Genomic DNA, 16,071 nt, shown 5'->3' with positions numbered 1-16,071 from the left:
CTGTAGGCGGGTTTCCCGCCGTAGGAAACTTTTCAAGACGAATTTTGAATTGATTTGTCCCCAGTCCCCAGTCATTACCGCATTGTGACAAATTCTTCGGCGGAACTGGGATGAATGCCGACTGTAGCATCAAAATCGGCTTTTTTCGCGCCCATTTTCACAGCGATCGCTACCCCTTGAATAATCTCCGCCGCATGATCACCTACCATGTGCGCCCCTAAAACCTGATCAGTTTCTGTGTTTACAATCAACTTCATCATGGTTTTTTCTTCTTTCCCTGGTAGGGTGTAGTACATGGGACGGAAACGACTACGATAAATTTTAATGCGATCGCTACCATATTTTTCCATCGCTTCTGCTTCCATTAACCCCACCGTCGCCGCTTCGGGATTGGTAAAAATCGCTGTGGGAATATTCTCATAACTCATCACCCGCGATTTACCACCAAATACCGTATCTGCAAAGGCTCGTCCTTCATTAATTGCTACAGGTGTTAATTGAATTTTGCTGGTACAATCACCTACAGCATAAATATTTTCTTCCGTAGTCTGACTGTAGCGGTCAACTACAATCATCCCCTCTTTATCTACTTTGACACCAGTATTCTCTAACCCTATGTTATCAGTATTGGGTTTCCGTCCTAAAGCTGCCAAACTAATTGCATCTGCTAATATATCTTCTTCCTTGTCGGCTTTGACTTTGACATTCACACCGTTATCTGTCTTGGTGATTTCTACAATCTCAGCATTATTGACAATCCTAATGCCGTGGCGAATCATCCCCTCTTGAATTTCTGTCCGCAAATCTTCATCAAATCCACCTAAAATTTTATCTTGGCGAATTACTTGAATGACTTCTGTACCTAAACCATGTAAAATACAAGCAAATTCTGAGCCGATATACCCACCACCAAGTAACACTACTCGTTTAGGTTGGGGCTTTAAATTAAACAAGTCATCAGAAATTAGAGCGTGTTCAATACCAGGAATGTCAGGACGAACTGGTGTCCCCCCTACAGCAATCAAGATTTTATCAGCAGTAACTTTAGTATCGCCAATTTCTACTGTATGATTATCAATTAATTTACCCCGTCCCTGATATACCTGCACTTTGGAGTTATCTAACATCCGTTGATAAATACCATTGAGACGTGTGACTTCATTATTCACACGGGTAATCATCTCATCCCAATTCAGGGAACTCTGCACAGCACTCCAACCGTAACCTTGCGCTTCTGCAAAAATGTCGGGGAAGCGAGAAGCATAAACCATGAGTTTTTTCGGTACGCAACCACGGTTAACGCAAGTACCACCCAGTCTGTCAAACTCTACAATCCCAACTTTTGCGCCATATTCTGCGGCACGGCGAGCAGTAGCAATACCACCAGAGCCAGCACCAATTACGAACAAATCAAAATCATAACTCATCGCTTCCTCCGAAACATTCTAAATGAAACAGGTAAAGGAAGTGATCTAAGTCTAGCTTCCTTTACCTGCAAACCAACAAGCGCAGAATAACTTAATACAGATTAGCCGACGAAGGACAACCGAGGCGCGACTTCTTTGGGACGTTCTACACCTTTGAGGTATGCTAACACTGTATCGGCATCGGATACTTCAAAGGGGTCGGTGGGACAGTTGTCTTCAAATCCAGGCTCAATAAACATTTGTTCAATTTGGCAGTCGTTGACAACCATTGCATAACGCCAAGACCGCATGCCAAAACCGATGTTAGATTTATCTACTAACATACCCATCTTACGGGTAAATTCACCGCTACCATCGGGCAGTAAAAATACGTTTTTCGCTCCTTGTTGTTTACCCCACTGGAACATCACAAACGCATCGTTAACTGACAAGCAAATAATTTGATCAATGCCTTGGGCTTTGAATTGCTCATACAGTTCTTCGTAACGGGGCAGGTGGGTAGAAGAACAGGTAGGTGTAAACGCTCCAGGTAAAGCAAATAATACTACTCTTTTGCCGCCGAAAATTTCTTGAGTTGTCCGGTCTTGCCAACGGTAAGGGTTAGGGCCAGGTACGGACTCATCACGAACTCGTGTTTTAAATACAACATCAGGAACGCGAGTAATAGCAGTCATAAATACCTCTTTTAGATGAATAATTAAACTTTTTCGGCAGCTTAATGATTTGGTGGTGTTGTTTCATCACCTGTAAACCAGAATAATTCTGATTTAAGAATAAGTCAATAGTAATAAATACTTTTTTATCATTATGTTTATGAAGAACTTTAAATGATGAGAGGAGAAAGGTTATAATAGCGTTCTAGGCGTATTTACCTGGGTCAAGTAAATCCTATGCAGCAGCAAGCTGATGAGATTATCAAAACACTGAAGAGTAAAGGATTGCGAGTTACTCCCCAGAGGTTCGCAGTCTATGCCAACCTGCTGGGACGAGAAGACCATCCTACCGTTGAGCAAATTTTGACGGACTTAAATAAAGATGCGCCGACCTCATCGCAAGCAACAGTATATGCCGCGCTTCAGGCATTGCGTGAGGTGGGTTTAGTGCGAGAAGTGCTATTAGAAGAAGGTGTTTCCCGTTACGATGCCAAAGTTGCACCCCATCATCATTTTCGATGTAACTGTTGTGGTGCAATTGAAGATATTGAATGGAACACCTTCGGTAAGATTGATTTAGCGCAACTGCGTTCAGGACTAACAGCAGAAAGGTTTGAGGTGATAGTGCAGGGAGTGTGCGATCGCTGTGAGTAGATTGGGGATTGGGGACAAATCAATTCAAAATTCGTCTTGAAAAGTTTCCTACGGCGGGAAACCCGCCTACAGAACTTTTCGCAAAATTAAAAATTCAAAATTAAAGAATTTTGCGGAAAAATCTCCCCTGCTCCCCTGCTCCCCCTCATCTCCCCTACATCCTTAACTCTGCACTACAGCATCTAAAAGCACATTTGCGCCAAAGCGGACGACATCAGTACAAGGTAGACCGGTTTCGGCTGTAGTTTGAGCGATCGCATCTTTAGCCGCAGATTCATCTAGATGGGCTGTATTCAAAGCTATACCCACCACAGGCACTTTACCAAATGCACCGCCAGCACCAGCAACCGTTTCATACAGATGAATCACCTCTGGTAAAGGTGGAATCGGTACATGAGGATTATTACGGTTATGAGTTTGTCCAGCCTTATGTACCAACACTAACTGAGTCGGTTGAGAACCACGAATCAACGGTAAAGTAGCAGTTGAACCAGGATGTAATAAAGAACCTTGTCCTTCTATATATAAGATGTCGTAGTTCTTGCCATAACGCATTACCATCTGTTCCACTGCACCCGCCGCAAAATCCACCCGCACAGCATCCAAAGCTACACCATCCCCTTCTAGCATCACACCAGTTTGACCAGTAGCCAAAAACTTAGAACGCCAACCCCGCAGTTTTGATAACCAATGTAGCTCTAAACAAGTGGACATTTTACCAATAGCCATGTCAGTTCCCACAGTTAACACCCGGCGACAGGCTAAAGTCCTTGCTAGTCCACTAGCAACATCTAAGTTAGGTGGTTCTTTTCGTACATCCCAAATTAATTGTCCTGGTTTGAGTAGTGCATTTAAATCAGCCATACTGGACAGAGGCGTATGTAAACCATTCACCAAAGACATTCCAGCTTCTAGGGCTGTTTTAATTTCTATCCAGTAATCATCAGGGACACCGCCACCTTTGGGTGCAATTCCAATCACTAAAATTTGTGGCTGGTATGCCAAAGCTGCCGCCACCGATGCCACAATCGGGACATTTCGCTTAATACCTGTGATTTCTCTGACAGATTTACCCGCACACTCTTTGTCTATGACTGCGACAATTGGGGCTTCACTGTAGCGTAACAGTGCTAACCCAGTTTTGCCGATAGATCCTTGAGTACCTTCATGTAATAAAATAGCGACTTTTTGATTAAGCGGCAGACGCACAGTATTTTACCCCCAAGCCTGGTAAATCGTTCGGTAATACTCTCCCTTCCTGTACTACTGCACCGGTGAAGGGATCATCAATTAAATTTAAATGACTATCTAAATCTAAATAATCAGCTAGTGGCGCGAGATGTGCCGCAGCTGTATTTGAGAGGGAACTGTCAGAATAGCAGCCAAACATCACTTGTAACCCACAAGCCCGTGCTGTATGTACCATCCGCATGGCTTCAGTTAAGCCACCGGATTTCATCAATTTAATATTAATCCCATCTACATAGTTAGCTAGACGGGGAATGTCAGCACTATGAAAGCAACTTTCATCCACAAAAATCGGTAACGGTGATTGTTCTTTAAGTTGTATTAAACTTTCTTCCTCACCTCGTGGTAATGGTTGCTCTACATACTTTATACCTAAATCAGCCAACCAATTGCACATCTCAACGGCATCAGCCAAACTCCAACCCCCGTTTGCATCCACAAAAAATTCTTGATTCGGTGCTACTTGCTGCACCGCCAAGAGCATTTGCTTATCTGCTGCTATTCCCTCTGGAGAACCTAACTTGACTTTAAATAAACGCACATCGGTAAATTGTAACCAATCCTTAGCCCTGGCTTGGGCTGCGGCTGGTGAATTAATGCCAATGGTGACAGAAGTTGGTGCGATCGCATGAAGATTCAGTCCCCAGATTTGCCACAGAGGTAATCCGACATACTTACCAAACCAGTCATATAATGCCATATCTAACGCCGCCCTCGCCGCCGAAGGAACTTGATGTTGAATTAAAACTTGCTCAATTTCCTGTCTTTGCAACGGGTGAAATGGTTGTAAAACTGGCGCGAGTTGTTCTAAGCAGTTTTTGATTGTATCCGTTGACTGTGCATGATTCCCCACACCAAACGGCGATGCTTCCCCCCAACCTTCTATATTTGCGCTCACAATTTTTACCCAGACATTGGTTGTCTTGGCTGTTGTTCCGCGACTAATAGTTAAAGGAAATCGCTTGTTGACCGTAAATAGATTAACTTCTACGTGCATAACTATGCTCTAACTTCGGCAAGAGCAAAAACAGTGTAAATGCAAATTTTAGCTGATTTGTGTTACCGTTATACTTTTTTACATTCATTATTAATCGCTAAAATATGAAATAATAATTCGTAAAATTAAGAATTTATGAGTAAACTACAAAAATGGCAAATATTAACCTCAAAAATGGTGTTAAACCATCGTTGGTGTCAAGTCAGGCAAGATGAGGTAAAATTACCCAACGGTCAGGTAATAGATGACTTTTTTGTCAATATTAAGCCAGATATTGTAGTAGTTCTTCCGATTACCGCCAGTAGAGAAATTATTTTTGTGCGGCAATACAGACACGGCGTAGGAGATTTTTTTACAGAATTACCAGCCGGCAGATTTGAACCAACAGCAGAAAGTCCTGAAAATGCAGGGATGAGAGAACTGCAAGAAGAAACAGGTTATATAGCTGAGAAATTGACCAAAATTGCCACACTATACGACAACCCCAGTAAAGAAACCAATAAAATTCATTTATTTTTAGCAGAAAATGTCATTAAGGTAAGTGAGCAAAATTTAGATATTACAGAAGAGATAGAAGTGATTTTGATTCCGATAGAATCAGTATTAGAGAAAGTGACTCAAGGTGAGATTTCCGTGGCGGGAACTATTGCAGCCTTGTTTTTAGGTTTACAGTTGATTAGTAATATCAAGTCCGCTTAATCACTTACGATATGTCAATGTACAATATTGCCAATACTGAAGAAGTAATTGTACTTGAGGATGGACAAGCACCACCTACTGGGACTACCATTCCCCCAAGAAAGCCAAAATGGTATGACACATTGAGCTACATTGCCAATCCAGATCAATTCTGCCGCCAAAATCTGGAAAAGTATGGCCCTATTTTTAACACAGGAGTCTTTGGTCGCACTACCATCTTTGTAGGCTCGGCTAAAGCTATTCAAATGGCATTTAATGGAGATTTGAAATATACAGAGATTGCACTACCAGCAACCACAATGGATATGTTCGGGGAGTACAGTCTGTTTCAAAGACCCGATTTGCATCGTCAGCGTAAAAATGCACTCGCACCCGGACTGACTGGCCGTGTACTTGATGGTTATACACCGCTAATCAATGATGTGATTTGGCGTGGTATTAATAGTTGGACTACCCCCGGTACCATAGCTGTACACCCGGCTGTAGAGAAGATTTGCTTTGATATACTTGTCCCAGTGCTGTTGGGAATCAGTTTAGATGACTCTGCTCCTGAAACTTTCCAAGGATTACCAATTACTTCTAAAGCAGAGTTAAAAACTTTGTATCAGACTTACTTTGATGGCTTTTATGGTTTGTCTCAATGGAAGTCGCCCTTGACAAAATACGGGCGAGGGCTTTCGGCACGTCATAAACTCTTGGAATTTATGCGTGCTGTGGTGACTCGACGGCGAGGTGAAGGTCAAGTCATCAAGCCGACGGCTGATTTCCTCTCGATGATGCTAGACAGCCAACAAGAAAATCCCGATGGAGTATTTAGTGATGAGTTGATTGAGAATCAGTGTCTACTGCAATTATGGGCATCAGATTATGAGGTATCGGGACTGATATCTTCGCTCATGTACCAAATAGCACGGCATCCACAAGTAATTTCACGACTACGACAAGAGCAAGCCAGCCTCATAGGTGAAAACAGTCAAGTCACTATGTTTTCACCCGAACAATTAAAGCAAATGGTATATTTAGAGGCAACAATTAAGGAGACATTACGTACTTTACCGCCCAGTTCTACAGCCAGTCGTCTACTCACCAAGTCTGTAGTCCTTGATGGCGTACTCTATAAAAAAGGCTGTGTAATTATTGCCGAGCCAAGAATCGCACACATTATACCAGATTACTTTCACCAACCAGAAGTATTTGCGCCAGAGCGTTTTCTACCGGAACGTGGCGAAGGGAAAATGTATCAATTTATTCCCTTTGGTGGCGGTGTCCATGCTTGCCTGGGAGCGCAGATGGCGATCGCAATTACAAAAGTGTTCGCCTCTCATTTACTACAAATGTTTAACTGGGAAGCAACAGGCGACGCGCAGTTTGTCCAATTTCCTCTGAAAAAGCTCAAGGACAATTACCAAATGAAGTTGACACGCCGAGTTTAACTTTCTCGCAATTATATCATGTCCGTTTGAATAGTTATCATATCTGTTGGGGTAGGGAACAGGGAACGGGGAACAGGGAACAGGGAACGGGGAACGGGGAACAGGGAACAGGGAACAGTTCAGCATCGAAAACTTATCATAAGTAATGAGCCGGACATGATATCAGATAACTTTTTTTTTGCATGATAGCTTCAATAAACAAGCCCCAGGCAGTCATCGTCAGGGGCTTGTTTATTTACCTTGCCCACTGTTGCAAAATATAGGCGTAAAAAGCATCTTTATCTACTTCATCCATCGCCCAAATCTTCCGCCCACCAGCAACAACTTTAGTCCGCCCTTCACTCAAACCAGTGGTAATAATTTCGGTTTCCCATGCCCGTATTTGATAAAATTCTGGTTGTCCTAAATACGCGGTTGCTAGCACATCCCAAAAATAATAATCTTGCGGAATCACTAAAGCGTAACATTGTCCGGCTAAATCAGAGATGGGGTAGTGGCGTTGTCTCCCCATTTTGTACACTAAATCTGATGTCACCGGCACATTGTTAGTTAAATCCAACGGACACATAATCATCTCTATTTGGGTTTGCCATACCCGCGCCGCAGATACCGCATCCCAGTAAACATTCCATTCGGCTGAACCATCTTGTCCGGCTTCTAGGCTTTTTTCCACATTACCAGGAACATTCAAAGCCCCACCCATCCAAACAATTTTTTCAATTTTGGCTTCAATGTCTGGTGCTTTATCTAGGGCTACTGCTACTGTTGTCAGAGGCCCTGTCACCATCAACGTAACTGGTTCTGGTGCTTCCCGTAATACTTTTACCATGAAATCTTGACCGGGTTGGGCAACCAAAGGAGTGTGAAGAAATTCGTTTTGGTTAAGAATCGGCAAATGGTCAACAATAAAGGAATCACGACGATATAAGCGCGGAAAAGGATTAATCCCGCGAACTGTGCTTTCTGCCACGGGTATGTGAGAAAATCCCATTAAATCCATAATTTTGCGTGTAGCACTGATAGCTGGCTGTATATAACAATCGGCTGGTGTGACTACAACACCGAGAAGTTCAATATGTTCCATTGTCAACAGCAGCATAGTTGCGAGGTAATCGTCTACACCGCCATCATGATCCATTAATACCAGTTGTTTTTTCATATTTAGGAGAAAATAAAAATGGATGAATTTATGCAAGCTGCAATTCAAGAAGCCCAACAAGGTAGACAAGAAGGGGGAATTCCTATTGGTTCGGTTCTTGTCAAAGATGGCAAAATTCTCGGTAGGGGACACAATAAGCGTGTACAGGATGGTGATCCTGTTACCCATGCCGAAATTGATTGTCTCCGCAATGCCGGTAGAATTGGCAGCTACAGAGGTACAACATTATATTCAACCTTAATGCCGTGTTATTTGTGCGCTGGGGCTGTGGTGCAATTTGGCATTAAAAAAGTGATTGCTGGAGAGTCAAGAACTTTTCCGGGTGCAAAAGAGTTTATGGTTTCCCACGGGGTGGAAGTAATTGATTTAAATCTGGATGAATGCGAACAGATGATGAGTGAGTTTATTACAAGTAATCCTGAATTATGGAATGAGGATATTGGGAAGTAGTTATTAGTCATTAGTCATTAGTCATTAGTCATTAGTCATTAGTTATTAGTCATTAGTTATTAGTATCCTCTGCTTGCTTTGCTGCCCTTTCTCTCAAAAACGTATCAAATGTAAACTTGTCAGGTAAGGAAGTTTGCGCGCCTCGTTTGGTGGCTGCTAATGCACCTGCGGCTGCACCCCACACTACAGCCTGATGTAAAGAAAGTCTTTGATACAGTGCGGCTGCTAAACCGCTATTAAAAGCGTCCCCAGCCGCTACGGTATCAACTGCATCTACTGGAAAGGCTGGGACAAAAAAAGTTTCTTCAGACGTGGCACACACGACACCTTTAGCACCTAGTTTGACGATCGCACATTTTACTCCCTTTTGCAATAACATCTCGGCGGCTTTGGCTGCTGTTGCTTCGTTATCTACAGGAAAACCCACTAATTGCCCTGCTTCTACTTCATTGGGCGTAATAATATCGACTAACTCATATAGTTCTTCTGGTAATTCCGATGGTGCGGGGGCTGGGTCTAAAATTACTTTAATGTTGGCATTGTGTGCGGCTTGGGCGGCTGCTACTACTGTCTTCAGTGGAATTTCTAGTTGTAAAAGTAATGCTGTGGCTTCTGGTAATAGCTGGGATAATCGCCCTACATCTTCTTGATTTACCTGTCCATTAGCACCTGGAATCACGATAATGTGATTTTCACCATGATGATCTACGGTGATGATTGCTACTCCAGAACTGACGGTTTCATCTATAAAGATATTGTGTGTCTGTACACCAGTATCTTGCAAATGTTTCACCAGTTCTGCACCAAAACTATGTGCGCCTACACGTCCTACCATCTGGGTAGGAATTCCCAAACGTGCTAGTGCTACGGCTTGATTTGCACCTTTACCACCAGGAATTTTGAAAAATTCTTCTCCTGTTAAAGTTTCACCCGCAACGGGCAAGCGGGGGGCTGTTACTACTAAGTCTATATTGATGCTACCAAATACTATAATGCTCATAATAAAAAATACTAGATAAGCAACATTGAGTTTATGCAATTTCTGAAAATTTCGGCAATAGCAAAAATCGATTGTAGAGGAATTTTGCCCATCTGTGATCGACAGATATTAGTAAAAGGATTTAACATAGCAAACTGTATAAACAACAAACTTGAGTATTATGGCTAGTGTAGAACGGGACGAAACCAGGGAAAATCGCATTGCCACAGAGATTCTTGTTGATGCTGAGGATAAAGAAGATAGGGCGATGGGCTGGTATTATTACCTAGATGATACTTTGGATTTTCCTTTTATGGCTAAGTGGAAGAAGAAGTCACGCAAAACTTCTACTATTGAGGAGAAACCAGTGGAAGTCTTGGGAATGGCTCCAGAGGATGATTGTTTAAAAGATATGTATGTGGAAGTTGCTTATATTGGTGGGAAGGATGATGATGTATATTCTGCCAAGCTTTCGGATATCGAAGCTATTGATGTAGATGCAGAAACTCAAGAAGCGATCGCAGATTGGATGTATTGGCTTGCTAGAGGCTACAAATTTTAATTAAATTTTACGAGTTGTGATGCTTTTGACAAGCGTTATTTATGTGGCAGATGTAAGCGGATAGCTAACTTAAGAATATCCGTAAATGCTAATATTTATACCTGGAATTTCTGCTTAAACTCAAAATCCCCCGTGATTTATCCGGGGGAATGAGTTAGCGTCAACTATTAACTATGCGTTTACGCCGTATTGCCAAATTCGCTTACTTAATAATTGCTTCTATCTTATTGGTTTGGATATTTTCTCCCGCAATTATTGTACCCCCTGCTGACCCTGCCGAGGCGATCGCTATCTATGTCACAGACTACGGTTGGCATTCCAGACTGGTTTTACCCAGTGCGAAGGGTGGATTAATTCAGTATGCTTATGGTGATTGGAATTATTTTGCCCTCAACCAGCAGGATTTGAGAAATGGTGTGGCGGCACTTTTTTTATCAACTCAAGGCACTCTCGGTAGGCGAAGTTTTACTAACATTGCTGAACTTCAGCAAATCATGCAACAGGAAAATGCCAGCATTTTCAGTTTAGAAGTAGCACAAGCCAATGTAACACGGCTACTGAAATTATTAGATGAACGTTTTCATCGTCATATTGAAACGCGCCTCAAAAATCCACAAACAGGTTTAACTTTAGTCAAAGATGACCAAGACTATACTTTATTACACAATAGCAATCATGAAATAGCTGTATGGCTAGAAGAATTAGGCTGCCAAGTTCATGGCTTGATCATCTGGGCAGATTACCGAGTCAAAGATCAAATTATTCACCACTAGCATAGCAGTTAGTCCCCAGTCGCCAATCACCTGTCCCCTTTGTTTCTAGTTAATTCAATGCTAATTTTGCCACCGAAATCGGGAATAGGTGCGGCGGGTTTAGTGACGATAACTTGAACTTGGGTGATTTGATCACACTCTTGGATAATAGAGTCAGCGATCGCACCTGCTAACCTTTCAATTAAAGCAAACTTAGAAGTCTTGACTAAATCTTTAATCAAGCTAATAACACTACGATAATCGAGAGTATCAGCGATCGCGTCAGTTTTAGCAGCTTGAGTTAGATCCAACCATAATTTGACATCCACCTCAAACCATTGTCCTAACACCTGTTCTTCTGGCAGATATCCAGTGTAGCCATAGCAGCGAATTCCAGTTAAGTGAATACAGTCCATAGTGATTAGTGATTAGTGATTAGTCATTAGTCATCAGTCATCAGTCATCAGTTCACTGAAAAGAAAGGAACAGGGAATGATACATTGAATTTCTCGGTTCAAAATCTCAAACTTGCTGTTATGTCTGATGTGATACGGCTGGCTTATAAAAATATAAATCAACTTTGGGCTTATATCTTCACCGAAACTCTCAAACGTCTGGGATTAACCTGTGCTGTAATTTGTCCTGGTTCTCGTTCCACACCGCTAGCCGTTGCTTTTGCCCAGCAAGTCCCTGAAATTGAAGCAATTTCCATTCTAGACGAACGTTCCGCCGCTTTCTTTGCTCTGGGAGTCGCTAAAGCTACCAATCGTCCTGTAGCTATTGTTTGCACCTCTGGAACTGCGGGAGCGAATTTTTACCCAGCAGTCATTGAAGCCAAAGAAAGCCGTGTACCTTTGTTGATATTAACTACCGATAGACCGCCAGAATTGCGAGACTGTCATTCTGGACAAACTATAGATCAGGTAAAACTATATGGCAATTACCCAAATTGGCAAACAGAGTTAGCTATACCTACGCCAGATATGGGAATGCTAGCTTATCTGCGGCAAACATTAATTTATAGCTGGGAGCGAACCCAAACCCCAACACCGGGGGCAGTACATTTAAATATACCTTTTCGTGACCCCTTAGCACCCATTCCCCACACAGAGATGCTGCACGAAACGCTTCTACAATCATTATTAACAAAATTTGACCCGGAAAAATTCTTTGCTGACATTACAAATCTTACCCCAGTCCCCAGTCCCCAGTCCCCAGTCCCCATTCCCCAATCTCACCGAGGAATCATCATTGCTGGAGTAGCACAACCACAGCAACCACAGGAGTATTGTAGAGCGATCGCTCGCCTTTCCCAAAGTCTCAAATGGCCTGTACTGGCAGAAGGACTTTCCCCTCTGAGAAATTATGCTGACTTCAACCCTTATCTAGTTTCTACCTATGACCTAATTTTGCGAAATCAGCAACTAGCCAAACAGCTAGCACCCGACATAGTAATACAGATAGGTGATATGCCAACCAGTAAAGAACTACGGGCTTGGCTAGACACCCACCAACCCCGACGTTGGGTAATTGATCCTAGTCACGAAAATCTTGACCCCTTGCATGGCAAGACAACACATTTAAGAATGACAGTAGAACAGTTTTTAGCTGGAGTAGGGGGAGATGAGGGAGTAGGGGAAGTAGGGGGAGATGAGGGAGTCAAGCAGCTAAAATCTTTATCCCCCTCATCCCCCGACTATCTGCAAATGTGGTGTCATGCTGAAGCCAGAGTTAGGGCAAACGTGGATAAAACTTTGGCAAATATGGAGGATTTAATCGAATGTAAAGCCGCTTGGTTAATTTCTCAGGTATTACCGCCAGAAACGCCGTTATTTATTGCTAATAGTATGCCTGTGCGGGATGTGGAATATTTTTGGAAACCGAATAATTTAGGAGTGCGATCGCATTTTAACCGAGGTGCAAATGGTATTGATGGCACATTATCCACTGCTTTGGGAATTGCCCACCGTCAGCAAAGTAGTGTGATGTTAACAGGTGATTTGGCTTTATTGCATGACACCAATGGTTTTTTAATCAGAAATAAATTTGTGGGACATCTGACAATTGTGTTAATTAATAACAATGGTGGGGGAATTTTTGAAATGTTACCCATCGCCAAATTCGACCCACCATTTGAAGAATTTTTTGGTACTCCCCAAGATATTGATTTTACTCAGTTATGCGCTACTTACAATGTGCAGCATGAATTAATTACATCTTGGCAGCAGTTACAGGAAAGATTGAACCCATTGCCAAATCAAGGAATTCGCGTTTTAGAGTTGCGGACAAATCGTCAAACTGATGCCAAATGGCGACAGGTTCATTTAAGTAAATTTGCGGCTGATTGAGGTACACAAGGGCGGGCTGTCCGTCCCACCTCACAAGATAGATAATGTATTTCTGGGAAAGCCGTGAAACTAAACTTGCTTAAATCTACTCAAAGACTGAAGACGTTAGCTTCCTGCTTCGCTTCGCGACGCTAGCGCGAACATCCCAAGTCTGAGAATTACCGAATCTTCCATATATTCAGCCAAATTGCAGCCCGTTTAGTGTTAAATATTCTTGAGTATGGGGAATAATGCTAATTGCGGGCAATCCCTGGGCTGAATATTACAGCATGAAAGCGCGATTTTTTCAAGACCTTAAATTTTGGTGGTGTTTGCTGATAGTTTGCTGGATTTTGGTTTGGCTACCTGTATCTGCCACACCTACAGCAACAGTTGACAACCTCCGACAACAACAACAACAAATAAATCAAGAACGTCAGAATGTGATTCAGGAACGCGATCGCCTAAATAATATACAACAGGCAGCGCAAAATCGCTTAACTGGGATAGCCAAGAATCTACAAACTACGAACAGTCAGATTCAAGACAGCGAAGCTCGATTAAAAGCTGCTACGGCAAGATTACAGCAGTTAGAATCTGATTTAGCTGTAGCGCAAAGGATTTATGAGGAGCGACAAGTCGCCACAGTAGCGAGGTTAAGATATCTCCAGCGATCGCCAGTTAGTCAAGGATGGGCAGTGTTATTACAAAGCCGTGATATCAGTGACTTTATCAGTCGTCGCTATCAATTAAAGTTAGTGTATCAGGCAGACCAAAAAATGTTGGCAAAACTCGCCCATCAAGCCAACCTGATTACGCAACAAAAAATCGAAGTAGAAGAAACAAAGAACGAAATTGCTGTAATTAGAGAGCAATTATTGGCGCAAAAGGCAGATTTTAAAGCTCAAGCGCAGTCACAGACAGAATTGATTCAAAGATTAAATAGCGATCGCCTAGCCTTAGAAGCAGCGCAAAACCAACTAGAAAGAGATTCCCAAAATTTAGAAGTTTTGATTCAACAAAAGATAGCAGAAGCCAGAGCCAGAGAAGAAGCGCAAGCGAAAGCCAATAGCCGCAAAAACGACTTTATTCGCGGAACAGGTTTATTAGCCTTTCCTAGTGATGCACCAACAAGCAGCCCCTTTGGTTGGCGTGTACATCCGATTTTGGGTTATCGCCGCTTTCATGCAGGGTTAGATTTTGCTGCTAGCTATGGGAGTACAATTCGCGCCGCCGATTCAGGAAAGGTAATTTTTGCTGGTTGGTATGGCGGTTATGGCAAAGCTGTAATTATTGATCATGGTAGAGGTGTGACTACACTTTACGCACACAGCAGCCAATTGTATGTTTCGGAAGGGCAAACCGTGCAGAAAGGACAGGCGATCGCTGCTGTGGGTTCTACCGGCTTATCTACCGGGCCACATCTGCATTTTGAAGTGCGTCGCAATGGTACACCAGTCAACCCAGCAGATTATCTTTAACACCAAATTTGTGATCTTGTGATATAATGACAAGATACGAGGGCGCGTAGCTCAGTGGATAGAGCAACAGATTCCGGTTCTGTTGGCCGGGGGTTCAAATCCCTCCGCGCTCGTTTTTGCTTTTGAGATTATCAAAACATTTGTCAGTGTTGGCAAATGATGTAATTCAGTATTTTGATCAGCTTAAACTCTTGCGGAGTTTGGCAGAAATAGCGGCGGATATTTTAGCCTGGGAAGCACAGAAATCAGGAGCATCAAAAACGGTTATTAGCAATAGTTAATCTGATAACAATAGGAAATTAAAATAAATAATGAATTTTGTTTACCGAATTCAGGGTGTTGAGTTTGAATGGGATACAAATAAAGCTGAGAGCAATTTTGTTAAGCATGGTGTTACATTTGCAGAAGCAGCCGAGGTCTTTTTTGACCCTTTTTATCAGGAAGGAGACGCAAGTGCTAATAATGAACAGCGCGATTTTATTTTAGGGTATTCATTATCACAACGTTTATTGTTAGTTGTTTATATAGAACGAACAGCGAGAAAAAGAATTATTTCTGCTCGTCCTGCGACGAAAAGCGAAAGGAGATTATATGAGCAATGATCAGGAAGAATTAAAATTACAACTGCGTCCCCGTGTTACAGAAGTAGTTTCTCTGAATATACCAACAGATACTTTAGCATCTCTGAAAGAAGTAGCTGCTAGTAAAGATATGTCTGTAGAAGCCTTGCTGAAATTTTATATTGGACAAAGTTTGCGGCAAGATATAGCTAAGTTATTTAATGAACGTTTATTAGATAAAACTGCACAAGTTTTGTCACGTCATATTCAGTCTGAGGAAGAAATTTCTAGAATCATGCAAGAAATTAAAGCAGAAACAATAGGATAATTAAGAGGTGATGAGGGATAGATTATGACGCGATATTTAAGAGGATATCTCTTCAGTATCAAGTCTTACTCAAAAGCATTTGTAGGGGTAATTCATGAATTACCCCTACATTGATGGGTAATTGCAAGATTGCGGAACGATAAAATTCATCCTTTAATAGTCACTGTCAGCCACACACATCCCTTTACATTTAATACCGTTTGTAGCGGTGCGCTGACAATGAGGACATAGAATTTTTTCGGTTTCTGGTTCTTGATTGTTGTCTATACTATTGCTTGCCTGTAATTTATCTTTTTCGTTCTGGATGTCTACAGTCATAAGCATGGAGTAATTCTTTACCATTTACATTTTACAAGTCATTG

At 42.2% G+C, this 16,071-nt stretch carries 18 protein-coding genes and 1 tRNA gene; 11 read left to right on the top strand and 8 right to left on the bottom strand.

Features of this window, described 5'->3' with window-relative positions; translation table 11 throughout:
* Positions 1-74 precede the first annotated feature (74 nt).
* Both gorA and AACS98_RS04665 read right to left on the bottom strand, forming a co-directional pair.
* On the bottom strand, positions 75-1,427 hold the full coding sequence (gorA, locus tag AACS98_RS04670; protein WP_066376857.1) for a glutathione-disulfide reductase: 1,353 nt from the start codon (positions 1,425-1,427) through the stop codon (positions 75-77).
* A gap of 101 nt (positions 1,428-1,528) precedes the next feature.
* Positions 1,529-2,101: a peroxiredoxin gene (locus AACS98_RS04665; protein ID WP_066376856.1), complete on the bottom strand. Its 573-nt coding sequence runs from the start codon at positions 2,099-2,101 to the stop codon at positions 1,529-1,531.
* A gap of 216 nt (positions 2,102-2,317) precedes the next feature.
* Between AACS98_RS04665 and AACS98_RS04660 the strand changes: the two genes are divergently transcribed.
* Positions 2,318-2,734, top strand: coding sequence for a Fur family transcriptional regulator (locus AACS98_RS04660; protein WP_066376855.1), 417 nt, complete (start codon positions 2,318-2,320; stop codon positions 2,732-2,734).
* A 162-nt stretch (positions 2,735-2,896) separates the two neighbouring features.
* On the opposite strand, the gene AACS98_RS04655 is transcribed toward AACS98_RS04660, so the two are convergent.
* Together AACS98_RS04655 and AACS98_RS04650 are read right to left on the bottom strand one after the other, a co-directional pair.
* Positions 2,897-3,943, bottom strand: coding sequence for a DUF1611 domain-containing protein (locus AACS98_RS04655; RefSeq protein WP_066376853.1), 1,047 nt, complete (start codon positions 3,941-3,943; stop codon positions 2,897-2,899).
* Positions 3,927-4,979 carry a dipeptide epimerase gene (locus AACS98_RS04650; protein ID WP_066376852.1) on the bottom strand — a complete coding sequence of 351 codons (1,053 nt, stop codon included), beginning with the start codon at positions 4,977-4,979 and terminating at the stop codon, positions 3,927-3,929. Before AACS98_RS04650 ends, AACS98_RS04655 begins: the two co-directional genes overlap by 17 nt.
* Positions 4,980-5,114: 135 nt before the next feature.
* Between AACS98_RS04650 and AACS98_RS04645 the strand changes: the two genes are divergently transcribed.
* Positions 5,115-5,678, top strand: coding sequence for an NUDIX hydrolase (locus AACS98_RS04645; RefSeq protein ID WP_066376850.1), 564 nt, complete (start codon positions 5,115-5,117; stop codon positions 5,676-5,678).
* 11 nt (positions 5,679-5,689) lie between these two features.
* Complete coding sequence (locus AACS98_RS04640; protein WP_232317107.1) at positions 5,690-7,111, top strand: cytochrome P450; 1,422 nt, start codon at positions 5,690-5,692, stop codon at positions 7,109-7,111.
* Positions 7,112-7,346: 235 nt separating this feature from the next.
* Here the strand turns inward: AACS98_RS04640 and AACS98_RS04635 are convergent, their stop codons facing one another.
* A complete protein-coding gene (locus AACS98_RS04635; protein ID WP_066376848.1) occupies positions 7,347-8,270 on the bottom strand; it encodes a nucleoside hydrolase in 924 nt (307 codons plus the stop codon).
* Positions 8,271-8,288: 18 nt separating this feature from the next.
* Between AACS98_RS04635 and AACS98_RS04630 the strand changes: the two genes are divergently transcribed.
* A complete protein-coding gene (locus AACS98_RS04630) occupies positions 8,289-8,720 on the top strand; it encodes a nucleoside deaminase (RefSeq protein WP_066376847.1) in 432 nt (143 codons plus the stop codon).
* Between the two features lie 52 nt (positions 8,721-8,772).
* Here the strand turns inward: AACS98_RS04630 and rbsK are convergent, their stop codons facing one another.
* A complete protein-coding gene (rbsK, locus tag AACS98_RS04625; RefSeq protein ID WP_066376846.1) occupies positions 8,773-9,720 on the bottom strand; it encodes a ribokinase in 948 nt (315 codons plus the stop codon).
* A 160-nt stretch (positions 9,721-9,880) separates the two neighbouring features.
* On the opposite strand from rbsK, the gene AACS98_RS04620 reads away from it, so the two are divergent.
* A complete protein-coding gene (locus AACS98_RS04620; protein ID WP_066376844.1) occupies positions 9,881-10,261 on the top strand; it encodes a calcium-binding protein in 381 nt (126 codons plus the stop codon).
* Between the two features lie 173 nt (positions 10,262-10,434).
* Positions 10,435-11,034, top strand: coding sequence for a DUF2459 domain-containing protein (locus tag AACS98_RS04615; protein WP_066376842.1), 600 nt, complete (start codon positions 10,435-10,437; stop codon positions 11,032-11,034).
* A gap of 26 nt (positions 11,035-11,060) precedes the next feature.
* Here the strand turns inward: AACS98_RS04615 and folB are convergent, their stop codons facing one another.
* Entirely contained in the window at positions 11,061-11,429 is a 369-nt protein-coding gene (folB, locus tag AACS98_RS04610) for a dihydroneopterin aldolase (protein ID WP_066376841.1), read from the bottom strand.
* A gap of 120 nt (positions 11,430-11,549) precedes the next feature.
* On the opposite strand from folB, the gene menD reads away from it, so the two are divergent.
* The 5 genes from menD to AACS98_RS04585 all read left to right on the top strand — a co-directional run bounded on the left by menD (position 11,550) and on the right by AACS98_RS04585 (position 15,709).
* Positions 11,550-13,361, top strand: coding sequence for a 2-succinyl-5-enolpyruvyl-6-hydroxy-3-cyclohexene-1-carboxylic-acid synthase (menD, locus tag AACS98_RS04605; protein WP_066376840.1), 1,812 nt, complete (start codon positions 11,550-11,552; stop codon positions 13,359-13,361).
* Between the two features lie 269 nt (positions 13,362-13,630).
* Complete coding sequence (locus AACS98_RS04600) at positions 13,631-14,821, top strand: murein hydrolase activator EnvC family protein (RefSeq protein WP_066376913.1); 1,191 nt, start codon at positions 13,631-13,633, stop codon at positions 14,819-14,821.
* A 40-nt stretch (positions 14,822-14,861) separates the two neighbouring features.
* Positions 14,862-14,934, top strand: a tRNA-Arg gene (locus AACS98_RS04595).
* Between the two features lie 198 nt (positions 14,935-15,132).
* Positions 15,133-15,423 (top strand): BrnT family toxin, encoded by a 291-nt coding sequence (locus tag AACS98_RS04590; protein ID WP_066376838.1) that lies wholly within the window; start codon positions 15,133-15,135, stop codon positions 15,421-15,423.
* A complete protein-coding gene (locus AACS98_RS04585; RefSeq protein ID WP_066376837.1) occupies positions 15,413-15,709 on the top strand; it encodes a hypothetical protein in 297 nt (98 codons plus the stop codon). Before AACS98_RS04590 ends, AACS98_RS04585 begins: the two co-directional genes overlap by 11 nt.
* A gap of 153 nt (positions 15,710-15,862) precedes the next feature.
* On the opposite strand, the gene AACS98_RS04580 is transcribed toward AACS98_RS04585, so the two are convergent.
* A complete protein-coding gene (locus AACS98_RS04580; RefSeq protein ID WP_197480123.1) occupies positions 15,863-16,027 on the bottom strand; it encodes a hypothetical protein in 165 nt (54 codons plus the stop codon).
* Positions 16,028-16,071 lie beyond the last annotated feature (44 nt).

The organism is Anabaena sp. CA = ATCC 33047 (assembly GCF_963870205.1).
GTDB lineage: Bacteria > Cyanobacteriota > Cyanobacteriia > Cyanobacteriales > Nostocaceae > Trichormus.
The sequence above is the reverse complement of the archived record's forward strand: the minus strand, read 5'-3'. Positions and strand labels throughout refer to the sequence as shown.